This window comes from Paractinoplanes abujensis, from assembly GCF_014204895.1.
Taxonomy (GTDB): Bacteria; Actinomycetota; Actinomycetes; order Mycobacteriales; family Micromonosporaceae; genus Actinoplanes; species Actinoplanes abujensis.
In genome coordinates, this window is the sequence record NZ_JACHMF010000001.1 from 6,112,032 (window position 1) to 6,123,391 (window position 11,360).

8 protein-coding genes are annotated in these 11,360 nt (G+C 72.7%); 2 read left to right on the forward strand and 6 right to left on the reverse strand.

Annotated features, from left to right (window positions below):
• Positions 1-174 precede the first annotated feature (174 nt).
• Positions 175-2,331: a RecQ family ATP-dependent DNA helicase gene (locus BKA14_RS27985; RefSeq protein ID WP_239093328.1), complete on the reverse strand. Its 2,157-nt coding sequence runs from the start codon at positions 2,329-2,331 to the stop codon at positions 175-177.
• 586 nt (positions 2,332-2,917) lie between these two features.
• Between BKA14_RS27985 and BKA14_RS27990 the strand changes: the two genes are divergently transcribed.
• Complete coding sequence (locus tag BKA14_RS27990; protein ID WP_239093330.1) at positions 2,918-3,379, forward strand: hypothetical protein; 462 nt, start codon at positions 2,918-2,920, stop codon at positions 3,377-3,379.
• Between the two features lie 148 nt (positions 3,380-3,527).
• On the opposite strand, the gene BKA14_RS27995 is transcribed toward BKA14_RS27990, so the two are convergent.
• Positions 3,528-4,253 carry an SDR family NAD(P)-dependent oxidoreductase gene (locus BKA14_RS27995; RefSeq protein WP_184953801.1) on the reverse strand — a complete coding sequence of 242 codons (726 nt, stop codon included), beginning with the start codon at positions 4,251-4,253 and terminating at the stop codon, positions 3,528-3,530.
• Between the two features lie 68 nt (positions 4,254-4,321).
• Positions 4,322-5,551: an MFS transporter gene (locus tag BKA14_RS28000; RefSeq protein ID WP_184953802.1), complete on the reverse strand. Its 1,230-nt coding sequence runs from the start codon at positions 5,549-5,551 to the stop codon at positions 4,322-4,324.
• Positions 5,552-5,796: 245 nt separating this feature from the next.
• On the opposite strand from BKA14_RS28000, the gene BKA14_RS28005 reads away from it, so the two are divergent.
• The gene (locus tag BKA14_RS28005) at positions 5,797-7,581 is read left to right on the forward strand and encodes a serine/threonine-protein kinase (protein WP_184953803.1); all 1,785 of its coding nucleotides are present in this window, start codon (positions 5,797-5,799) and stop codon (positions 7,579-7,581) included.
• Positions 7,582-7,945: 364 nt separating this feature from the next.
• Here the strand turns inward: BKA14_RS28005 and BKA14_RS28010 are convergent, their stop codons facing one another.
• The 3 genes from BKA14_RS28010 to BKA14_RS28020 all read right to left on the reverse strand — a co-directional run bounded on the left by BKA14_RS28010 (position 7,946) and on the right by BKA14_RS28020 (position 11,357).
• Complete coding sequence (locus tag BKA14_RS28010) at positions 7,946-9,448, reverse strand: fused MFS/spermidine synthase (RefSeq protein WP_184953804.1); 1,503 nt, start codon at positions 9,446-9,448, stop codon at positions 7,946-7,948.
• Between the two features lie 57 nt (positions 9,449-9,505).
• Positions 9,506-10,519, reverse strand: a complete 1,014-nt coding sequence (locus BKA14_RS28015; RefSeq protein WP_184953805.1) for a coiled-coil domain-containing protein — start codon at positions 10,517-10,519, stop codon at positions 9,506-9,508.
• Between the two features lie 64 nt (positions 10,520-10,583).
• Entirely contained in the window at positions 10,584-11,357 is a 774-nt protein-coding gene (locus BKA14_RS28020; RefSeq protein ID WP_184953806.1) for an SDR family NAD(P)-dependent oxidoreductase, read from the reverse strand.
• Positions 11,358-11,360 lie beyond the last annotated feature (3 nt).

Below are 11,360 nucleotides of genomic sequence, written 5' to 3' on the forward strand. Positions count from 1 at the left end.
TCCCCGTATCCCGCTCGCGCACCCCGCACCCCGCATCCCGCTTGGCGCGCCCGCACGCCGCGCCCGCACGCCGCACCCGCACGCCGCACCCCGCTTGGCGCGCCCCCGGGCCGCATCCCGCGCGCCGCGCCCCACATCCCGCTTGGCGCGCCCCGGTCGCCGCGCCCCGCTCGCTCAGCCCGCGACCGCCAACGCCAGCGGCAGCACCCCCTCGGCGCCGGCCCGGCGCAGCGCGCGACCGGCGAGCGTCATCGTCCAGCCGGAGTCGACCAGGTCGTCAACGAGCAGGACCGGGCCGGACAGCCCCGGAAGCTCGGCGGCCACCGCGGGCGGAACCGTGAAAGCGTCATGCAGCACCCGCACCCGCTGGGCGCTGTTGCCCCGGCCGTCGGACTCGCCGTCCAGCGCCACCTCGACCGTGCCGAGCAGCGGCAACCGGCCGACCTGGGCGATGTGCCGAGCCAGCGAACCGACCAGCTCGGGGCGGCTCCTCGACGCGACCGCGACCACCGCCGCCGGGCGCAGCGCCCAGGCGTCGTCGCCGTGCGCCCAGTCCTTGAGGATCTCGACCACGGCGCCCGCGAGATCGTCGGGGATGGACGCGTCGGGTGACTCGGGGCCGACCAGCGCGCGCAACCGGCTGCCCCAGCCCAGGTCGGAGAGCCGGCCCACGGCGCGGCCGGGCTCGATCTGCTCCCCCGCGGCGAGCTTGCCCTTGAGGTTCACGCCGACCGCGCCCAGGCCGGTCGGCCACATCTTTTTAGGGGCGATGACCACACCGGGATGACCCAGGAACGCGTCGGCGGCCGCGACCGAGGCGGCCGACACCTCGGCGTCGAACAGTGGGCCGACGCAGTTGTCGCAGCGCCCGCACGGCGTGGCCTCGGGGTCGTCCAGGCAGCGACGGAGGAACTCCATGCGGCAGGCAGTGGTCGTCGCATAATCGATCATGGTCTGTTGCTCGGTGGCCCGCGCCTCGGCGACGCGGCGCAGCCTGGCGGTGTCGTAGGTCCAGGGCTCGCCGGTCGCCAGCCAGCCGCCCTTCGCCCGGCGGACCGCGCCGTCGACGTCGAGCACCTTGAGCATCATCTCGAGGCGGTTGCGACGCAGGTCGACCAGCGGCTCGAGGGCCTGGGTGGACGTCGGGCGGTCGGACCACAGGTTGGCCAGCACCGACCGCACCTGATCCTCCGGCGGGAAGGCCAGCGACGCGAAGTAGCGCCAGATCGCCGCGTCCTCCCGGCCGGGCAGCAGCACGACCTCGGCGTGTTCGACAGCTCGGCCCGCCCGGCCGACCTGCTGGTAATACGCGATGGGGGACGGCGGGGCGCCCAGGTGCACGACGAAGCCGAGATCGGGCTTGTCGAAGCCCATGCCCAGCGCGGAGGTGGCGACCAACGCCTTGATCTTGTTGTCCAGCAGGTCCTGCTCGGCCGCGCGGCGATCCGCATCCTCCACCTGGCCCGTGTAGGACGCCACCGCGAATCCACGTGATCGCAGGAAGTCAGCCGTCTCGGTCGCGCCGGCCACGGTCAGCGTGTAGATGATGCCCGAGCCGGGCAGCCGGTCGAGATGGTCGGCCAGCCAGGCCAGCCGGTGTGCGGGGTTGGGCAGGTCGAGCACGGCCAGGCGCAGCGAGTCGCGGTCGAGCGGGCCGCGGAGGACCAGCGCGTCGCCCAGCTGCTCGGCCACGTCGGCGGTGACCCGTGAGTTGGCCGTCGCGGTGGTGGCAAGCACCGGCGTCCGGCTGGGCAGGCCGGCCAGGAACGTGCGCAGGCGGCGATAGTCGGGGCGGAAGTCGTGGCCCCAGTCGGAGACGCAGTGAGCCTCGTCGACCACGAGCAGGCCCGTCTCGGCGGCCAGGCCGGGCAGCACGTTGTCGCGGAAGTCGGGGTTGTTGAGCCGCTCGGGGCTGATCAGCAGGACGTCGACCTCGCCGGCCCGGATCTCCGCCTCGATCTCGGACCACTCGTCGAGATTGGCCGAATTGATCGTGCGGGCCCGGATGCCGGCCCGGGCGGCCGCCTCGACCTGGTTGCGCATGAGCGCGAGCAGCGGGGAGACGATGACCGTGGGGCCGGCGGCCGCGCCCTCGGTGTCGCGCAGCAGGGCCGTGGCCACGAAATAGACGGCGGACTTGCCCCACCCCGTGCGTTGCACGCACAGCACCCGCCTGCGGTCGACGGTGAGCGCCTCGATCGCCCGCCACTGATCCTCACGGAGCACCGCGTGATCACCGGCGAGCCGGCGCAGCACCGCCTCGGCCCGCTCACGCACGGCGGCACGGTCGGCTGCGGTGGTTTGCTCGGCTGTCGCTCGGGTCTCGGTCACCCGGCATGTCTATCAGCCCGGTCCGACAGAAGGCGGGTTATCCACAGGCAGCCCCGTTGTCCACAGGCGGCGAAGAATCTCGCGCGGCGCCGGGCCGGATGGGTCCAGGATCGGCCTCGCCCCCGCACCTCCGAGCAAGGAGCGAGCCGTGACTCCACAGTCCAGTTCTTCCCGGTCGGCCCGCCAGGCGACCACCGGCAAAGGCCCCGCGCTGGGCCGCCGCCGGCGCCGCCAGGCCCGCACACGCGCGGAGACACATGTCCGCCCCGACCTTTTCGACTTCGTCGGCAACCCCTTGCCGCTCGTCAGCCCGGGGCCCGGCCTTCCGGCCCGCCCGCTCCGGCTCGTCGAGCGTGTGGACGGCGGCGCTGCGGAGGAGCGTCCGCGCCTCGGGCCGACCGGCGGCGTGGCCTTGAGGCGTCTCCGGTCCGGCCGTTACGCACCCCTCCCGTCGCGTGCGACGCCGCCCCATCGCCGCCGGAGCCACGGGATCAAGCCGGCCGCCGAGCATGTCGACGGCCCGCCCCGGCGTTTTTACCGGAGGCTGGTGCTCGGCGGGCCCGGCACGGTGGTCCGGAACGAGGTCATGAGCCTGCAGAACGCCTGGCAGATCGTTGACAACTTTTCTTGTCGGTGCGAGGCTCGGTTCATGTCGAAGACGATCGCCGAGAAGCTGTTGATTAAACCGAACTCCACGGTCTGGCTGTCGGATCCCGCTCACGTGGCACTGCTGACACCGATGCCGGAAGGCGTGCGGGAGGTCGACACGCTGTCCACGGCGAGCACGGCGGTGCTCTTCGTCTCCGATGCCGAGAGCACCCGCCAGAAGCTCGACGAGCACCGCGCCGACCTGGCCAAACCGGGGGTGTTCTGGGTGGCCTACCCCAAGGGGAACAAGGCCGACATCAACCGGGATTCGCTGTGGCCCATCGTCGCCGACTACGACATGCGCCCGTGCGGGCAGGTCGCGATCGACGACAGCTGGTCCGGGCTGCGCTTCCGGCCCAACCGCGAGGGCGAGGGCCGCTTCACCGGCGGCACGAAGTAGCACCCACCGCGCCGAGGGCTCGCGGATCGGCGGCACGAAGTAGCACCCACCGCGCCGAGGGCTCGCGAATGGGCTGCGTCGGCGTGGGGCGCAAGACGCACGGGCTGGCCGCAGTCGCCTCGAAGTGCCACAGCTGGGGGCCGCCCGGTCAGCGGCCGAGGACCGAGCCGCCGTTGACGTTGATGATCTGGCCGGTCACGTAGCGACCGCCGGGGCCGGCCAGCCAGCGGACGGCCTCGGCGATGTCGTCGGGCTCGCCCGGGCGCTTGAGCAGGGTCGCGTCGACGCGGGCGCGGTGGCCCTCGGGGGTCATCCGGCCGTCGAAGAACTCGCTGTCGGTGACGTAGCCGGGGGCGATGACGTTGGCGGTGATGCCGTCCACGCCGAGCTCGGTGGCCAGGTCCAGCACATAGCCATGCAGTGCGGCCTTGGCTGCCGAGTAGGGGCCGCCGCCCCCGCGCTGGGCGGCGATCGAGCTGGTCAGGATGATGTGGCCGCCGGGGCGGCGCAGGCGGGGCAGCAGCGCGGTGGTCAGGAGCACCGCGGTCAGGACGTTCGAGTCGAAGTTGGCCCGCCACTGGGTGGCCACCTCGTCGAGAGTGGAGCGGCCGCCGCCCACGAAGGCGCCGGCGTTGTTGACCAGCACGTCGATCGGGCGGTCACCCACGGCGGCGACCACCGTGGCGACCTGGGCCGGGTCGGAGACGTCGGCGGTGACGGCGGACGCCTGCGGGCCGATCCAGGCGACCGCCTCGTCCAGCACCTCGGGGCGCCGGCCGACGATGATCACGTCGTAGCCCTCGCCGGCGAGCATTCCCGCCGTCGAGCGGCCGATTCCGGTTCCGCCCCCGCTGACCACCGCAAGCCTCGACATGCCCCAACCCTATCGGCGGGCCCGCACCCCGGCCCCGCGAGGAGCGGGACCGGGGGCGGAATGGGTTGTCAGGAGGTTCGGAGGGTGGCGGAGCCGAGCGGACGCCAGGCGGCCGCCGCGACCAGGGTCATGGCGACGGCGGCGACCCAGTACGGGGTGACCACGCCGTACGCGCCGGCTATGGCCCCGCCCAGCAGAGAACCCAGGGCCGCGCCGCCCAGGTCCAGGAAGGAGTAGACGCTCGTGACCCGGCCGAACATCGCTGGGGGGACGTCGCGTTGCCGGAGGGTGGTGGCGACCACGCCCCAGACAGTGGTGTGGATGCCGAAGACGACGATCATTGCGGCGGCGGTCAGGGGGTTGCGGGTCAGGGCCAGAGTGGCGTGGAGGGCCACTTCGATCAGCAGGCCCAGTCGGAGCAGTGGCGCGGCGTCGAAGCGGCGGATCAGGGCCGGGGCCGCCAAGGTGCCCAGGAAGCCGCCGGCCGCGAAAGCGATCAGCAGGGTTCCGTAGCCGACCTCGTTCAGGCCCAGACGCTGCTCGGCGTGGAGCACGAAGATCGCGAAGGCGGCGCAGAAGGCGACGTTGCCGACGGCCATGGTGAGGGCCAGGGTGCGCAGCAGGCGGTGCCGCATCAGCCAGCGCACGCCCTCGGCGATCTCCGCCCGCAGTCCGGGGGACCGTGGATCGACGGAGGCGGATGGAGCGGGACGCGGGGAGACGGCTCGGATCGTGGCGATCAGGGCGGCCGAGACCGCGAACGTCACGGCGTTGACGGCGAACGGCACCGCCGCGGCCACGACGAACAGCCAACCGCCCAGCGGCTTGGCCGCGAACTGGTTGAGGACGTTGAAGTTGGCGTACATGAGGGAATTGGCTCGTGGCCGCGACGCCGCGGGCACGATCGCCGGGACGAAGGCCGCGGACGCCGTGTCGGCCAGGGTCTCACCGGTGCCGAGCAGGAAGAACACGGCCAGGATGAGCGGGACGGTGGCGTTGTCCAGGGTCACCGCGACGGCCAGCGTGGCCAGGGCCGCCGCCCGCAGAAGGTTGACCGCCACGACCAGCCGCCGCCGGTCCAGCCGGTCCGCCCACGCCCCACTGATCAGGGCGAACAGCAGCCAAGGCAGTTGCTGGGCGAAGGCCGCCCCGGCGACGGCGGCCGGGCTCGACGTGAGCGAGGTGACAAGCAGGGGGCCGGCCACCATGGTGATGCCGTCGCCCACGTTGGTGACGGCGGAAGCGGTCCAGAGTTTCCAGAAATCCGCACCCATCGGTGCGGTGAAAAGGGCACGCAAAAGAGCTCCTCGAGCGAAGGAAACAGTCGAAGGCGACTGCCCCGGGCGAGGAGTGACGGCCAGGAAGCCCTAGCGTCCTCGCGTCGGGGCGAAGAGCTCCACCGAGGTGCGTTGCATGCCAACCCCCTAAACCGATGCCGGTCAGGACGCCGCCAGACTAGCGGCAATCCCGGCATCTGGGCACGAGGGTTACGGGTTTCCCGGGACGCCTTCGAGCGGCCCGTCCCTCGGGTCACAATCGGCACATGGGGCGGACGGAGCGAAAAGGGCAGATCGGGTCGCTCCGTATCGGCCGGTATCGGCTTGTGGAGAAGCTCGGCACCGGCGGCATGTCCGAGGTGTGGCGCGGCTACGACGAGACGCTCGGCCGCCCGGTCGCCGTCAAGGTGCTCTCGCCGCGCCTGGCCGGCGATCAGATGTTCCGCGATCGCATGCGGCAGGAGGCGCTGGCCGCCGCTCGCCTGGACCACCCGCACATCACAGGCATCTTCGACTTCGGCGAGTCACCTCTCGACGACCTTTCCCTCCCGTACGTGGTGATGGAGCTCAACGACGGCGAATCCGTGGCGAGCCGGATCGCACGGCAGGGGCCGTTGCCCTGGCGGCAAGCGGTCACGGTCGCCGTCGAGGTCGCATCCGCCCTGGCCACGGCCCACGCGCGCGGCGTGGTGCACCGCGACGTCACCCCGGCCAACGTGATGCTGACCGGTGGCGGGGCCAAGGTCGTCGACTTCGGCATCTCGGCGATCGTCGGCCAGCGCGACGCCGCGCCCGACGGCAGCCTGCTCGGCACCCCGGCCTACCTCGCCCCGGAGCGGCTCGGCGGCTCCCAGGTCTCCACGTCGGCCGACGTCTACGCGCTGGGGCTGCTGCTCTACCGCTCGCTCTGCGGCCGCCTGCCCTGGCCCGCCGAGACCACGTCGGAGGCGCTGCGCGCGCACCTGTACGCCGACCCGGAGCCGCTGCCCGCGCTCCCGGACCTGCCCCCGGCCGTCGCCGACCTGTGCCTGCGCTGTCTGACGAAGGATCCGGCCGACCGCCCCACGGCCGCCGGCGTGGCCCGCGAACTGGCCGAGGTCGTCGGCGTGCAGGCGATCATTCCGCCGGTCGTCGAGCGGGCGGCCGATGCCCCTGAGCCGGTACGGGGTGCCGCCTACCCGCCGGCGGTCGTGCCCCGGCGGCGGCCCGGTGTGGGCCGGGCCGTGCTGGCCTACCTCGGCCTGCCGGGCGGATCGCCGGGCCCGCGACCGGCGGTGCGGATGCTGCGGTTGCGGGCCGGGCTGAAGATCGGGGCGGCGCTGCGGCTGGGCAAGGTGCGCCCGCTGGGCGGCGGGCTGTTCGTGGGCGGCGGCCTGCCGGCACCGGGTCTTCCGCGCGGGCGGCAGCGGGTGCAGACCGCGCTGGTGGCGCTGGCCGTGGTGGCGACGGCCGGGATCAGCTGGGCCGCTGCGCGCGACACCCCCGACGTACGGGAGGCTCAGGCGGCCGGCGCGGGGGTGGTGGCCGCCGGGCCGAGCGACGACGGCGGTTGCGCGGTGCGCTATCAGCTGCGGCGTGACTCCGGCCGGGACTACGAGGCCCAGTTGACCGTGGCCACCACCGCGGAGCTGGCACACAGCTCGTGGCGGGTGCAGTTCCTCTATCCGGGCAGTCAGCAGCTCACCGGCCCGTCGAGCGCGGTCACTCAGAAGGGCCGCAGGGTGACCGCGAAGGGTCACGGCAAGCTCAAGTCGTTCACGTTGCGTGGCGAGTATCGCGACTACAACCCGTTGCCGCTGGCGTTCGCCGTCGACGGCGTGCGATGCCGGGCCGAAGTGCTGGCCAACACCCCGATCAGCCGTCACGAGCGCAAGAACCGGCCACTGAGCGGCACCGCGGAGATCAGCGAACAGAGCGGCGAACCTCGCCGCAGTCGCTCGTCCCGCAAGGTCGGCACACCGCAGAGGCGAGTCGGCACCTCCGAGAAGAGCCCCATCCCGAAACCGGCGACCAAGGCCACCGGCGGAACAGGCTTCTCTTTAGCGATGTGATGAGAGAGCAGGGCGGGCGGGCGCGGCGCGAGGCCGGCGCGGCGCAAGGCGGGCGCGGTGCAAGGCCGGCGCGGCACAAATCCGGCGCGGCACAAATCCGGCGCGGCACAAGGCCGGCGCGGTGCAAGGCGGGCGCGGTGCAAGGCCGGCGCGGTGCAAGGCCGGCGCGGCACAAATCCGGCGCGGCACAAGGCCGGCGCGGTGCAAGGCGGGCGCGGCGCGAGGCCGGCGCGGCGCGAGGCGGGCGCGGCGCGAGGCGGGCGCGGCGCGAGGCGGGCGCGGCGCGGCGCGAGGCCGGCGCGGTCCAAGGTGCGCGCCACGAGGGGGCGGCAAGGGGTCGCCGCGGGTGGTGCGAGGCTGATCGCTAGCCGGCCAGCAGCTGGTCGACCGGGGCGTAGTCGTCGGTCAGCACCCGGGCGTCGTCGACGAAGGCATCGAGCTCCGCCCCCGTCAGCACCACCGCCGGGTCCTCGACCGCGGCCACCCGCCGGGCCACCTCCGCCGTGGGCAGCGGGTCGGCCGACGCCATGATGACGAAGTTGGCCCCCACCTCGCCGTCCAGGGCCTCCCGGCTGCTGATCACGGCGACGTGCGGGAACGCCGCCGCCACGGTGGCCAGCTCGGCCCGGATGAACCGGTCGGGCGGATAGTCGATCACGTTCTGCACGTAGATCCCGCCGGGCCGCACCACGCGGGCGATGTCCTGCGCCATCTCGCGTGTGGCCAGGTGCCACGGCACGGTCAGGTGCCCGAACGCGTCGCCGACCACGAAGTCGTAGGACCGGGACGGCTGGGCGGCCACGCCGACGCGCGCGTCCCCCACCCGTACGCGGAGGTCGGGCCCTGTCTCGAGGCCGAGCTTGCGGCGGTCGAGCTCGACCAGACCGCCGTCCAGCTCGATGACCAGCTGGTCGCTGCCGGGCCGGGTCGCCCGCACATAGCTGGGCATCGTGAACCCGCCCCCGCCGAGGTGCAGCGCGTCCACCGGGCCGGCCGGCAGCACGTCGGCCACCGCCCCGATCCACTGGATGTACGCGAACTCCAGGTGGCGCGGGTTGTCGAGGTCGACGTACGAGTGGCGCGCCGAGTTGAGGATCAGGTCACGGCCCCCGGTCTCGGCCGGGTCCGCCTCCACCCGCGCGCAGTGGTAGGCCGTTTCGACGTCGCACGGGTTGGGCGCGGCCACCCCCAGCCCCGCGCCGACCAGACCCACCGACACCAGCACCGCCCGTGTGCGGGGCTTGCCGGGCAGCGGCGTCGTCCCGCCGTGCCGCCGCAGCCACCAGGCCAGCCCGCCACCCGCGAGGGCCAGCAGGACCGCCAGCGAGATGATGATCCAGCTCGACGGCACCGCCGCGACGAAGATGAACCCGGTGGCCAGTGTGGCCGTGATCGCTCCGAGGGTGCCCATGCTGGACAGCCGCCCGACCACCGAACCCGTCCGGTTGAGGTCGCTGAGCTGCAGCTTGACCACCAGTGGGGTGACCGCCGAGAGGATGAAGGCGGGCAGGAAGACGGCCAGGGCGGCGAGCAGCAGCACGGCCGGCGCGGCCCCGCCTCGCAGGACCTCGCCGCCGAAGCGGACCAGGGGCAGGGTCACGGCCGTGAAGATCGCGCCCAGCAGCAGCGCCGGCACCAGCAGCGAGCGCGGGTCGTAGCGGTCGGCCAGGCGCCCGCCGAGCCAGGTGCCGTAGGCGATGGCGGCCAGCGCGATGCCGATGACCGAGCTGCTCACCTGCAGCGTGACGCCCACGTAGGGCCCGACGAGCCGCAGCGCGACGATCTCGAGGACGAGCACCGCCCCGCTCGTGCCGAACACCAGGGCGGTGGCCAGACCGGACGGAAGCGCACGGGGCGGGGTTTCCATTCGCCGGATGCTAGCCGCCGCTACCTGGAAGGAAGCTGACCGCTGGGAAAAGCGGCGCTAAAGCATGGAGACGTGCACATGGTTGGTGTGCTCGGCGGAGGCCCCGCCGCTGCCGCTGTAGCTCTTCCAGCCGTCGCCGGGCAGCCAGATCTGCCGGAACCAGATCACATACATCACGCCGAGCCGGCTGGCGTTCTTCACGAAGTAGGCGGCGAGCCGATCCCCGTACGCCTTGTCGTCGCCGGTCGCGGGCGAGGTCTTGTACGTCGTCTCGTTGGACGACATGTCACACGCCCGGCCTTTGGGATGCTCGCCCGAGTTCCGCTGGCTCCAGCACACCGTGTAGCGGGTGAAGCCGTCCGACTTCGCCTCCTGATAGGCGTGCAGGGTCCGCGGCGTCAGGCAGCCCGAGCTGGTCGGGTCGTCGATCGTGCACTTCTCGTCGGGCCAGGAGCCGTCGGAGTTGCGCGGCGCCGGTTTGGCCAGCGGCGAGTTGACCGAGACGAACCCGCCGGCCACGCCGCCACCGCCCACACTGGCCAGTGCGCGCTCGGCCTCTTTCTTCTTCTTGCCCAGCGCGGCGACCTGCCTGGTCTGCTCGACGACCTCCTTGTCGATCGCCGCCTTGGCCGCCTTGGCCTTGTCGAGCGATGCGCGATATTGCGCGAGGATCTGCCCGTCGAGCTGGGCCATCATGTCGAGCTGCTGGATGCGCTCGAGGAAGACGTCGGGCGAGGTCGAGTCGAGCAGCATCGAGGCGGTGCTGGGCCGGCCGAGCCGGTAGGACCGGGCCGCGATCTCGTTGACCTGACCCTCCATGGCCTTGGCGGCGGCCGTCGCCTGCACGACCGTCTTCTGCAGGGCCACGGAGCGCCTCTTCGACGAGTTCAGCTTCTGGATCGCCACCGCCTGGCCCTTGGCCGCGGACTCGAGTGCGCTGCGCAGCGTCTTGTCGTCGCCCTCGTCGGGATCGGCGTGGGCCGCCCCCGGCGTGACCGCCAGCAGAAGCGCGCACGCCGCCACGACCAGCACGAGCACACCACTGAGCCGGCGCTGAAAAACCGCCGCCACGGATACCTCCCCATCGTCAGCGCGGGCAGACTCTACCGTGATACGTAGGGAAGCGGCAGATCGATCAACTGGCGGAGTAACCACCGTCGACGAAGAGTGTCTGGCCCGTCACGGCGACGGCGGCATCGCTGGCCAGAAAGACCGCACACGCCCCGAAATCTTCAGGTACGCCGTTTCTGCCGATCATGGCGCGGGCCGCGTGTTTCGCGACGACCGCCGGATCCGCGAAGACCGGCTCGGTCAGGGGCGTATGCACCACTCCGGGCGCGATCGCGTTGCAACAGACGCCGCGGGCCGACCACGCCTCGGCCTGCGACCTGGTCAAACCGACCAGACCGGCCTTGGACGCGCCGTAGGCCCCGCTGTTCCCGTAGGCCCGGAAGGCCTGTTGCGACGCCACGTTGATGATCCGGCCCCAGCCGCGCTCGGCCATCCGCGGCCCGAAAGCCTGCCCGAGCAGGAAGGGGGCTGTGAGATTGGCCGCCATGGTGACGTCCCAGTCGTCCTCGGTGAGGTCGTTCAGCGGCGGACGCCGGTTGACCGCGGCCGAATTGACCAGGATGTCCGGAGCGCCGTACCGGTCCAGGGTTTGTGCGATGAGGACGGTGACGGCTGCACGCTCGGCGAGATCCGCCTCGATCGCGTGCCCCTCGGCGCCGAAGCCGCCCAGTTCGCCGATCACCGCGGCCATCGGCTCGGGACGACGCGCCACCAGCAGCACGCGAGCGCCGGCCCGGCCCAGCGCGATCGCCATCGCCCGGCCGATGCCCGAGCTGCCGCCGGTCACCATCGCCGTGCGGCCGGCCAGACCGAAAATGCTTTCCAGGTACGCCGACATGGG

Coding starts and splice junctions, on each gene's coding strand:
- BKA14_RS27990 (WP_239093330.1), top strand. CDS start 2,918: ATGAGCCTGCAGAACGCCTGGCAGATCGTTGACAACTTTTCTTGTCGG.
- BKA14_RS27995 (WP_184953801.1), bottom strand. CDS start 4,253: ATGTCGAGGCTTGCGGTGGTCAGCGGGGGCGGAACCGGAATCGGCCGC.
- BKA14_RS28005 (WP_184953803.1), top strand. CDS start 5,797: ATGGGGCGGACGGAGCGAAAAGGGCAGATCGGGTCGCTCCGTATCGGC.
- BKA14_RS28010 (WP_184953804.1), bottom strand. CDS start 9,448: ATGGAAACCCCGCCCCGTGCGCTTCCGTCCGGTCTGGCCACCGCCCTG.
- BKA14_RS28020 (WP_184953806.1), bottom strand. CDS start 11,357: ATGTCGGCGTACCTGGAAAGCATTTTCGGTCTGGCCGGCCGCACGGCG.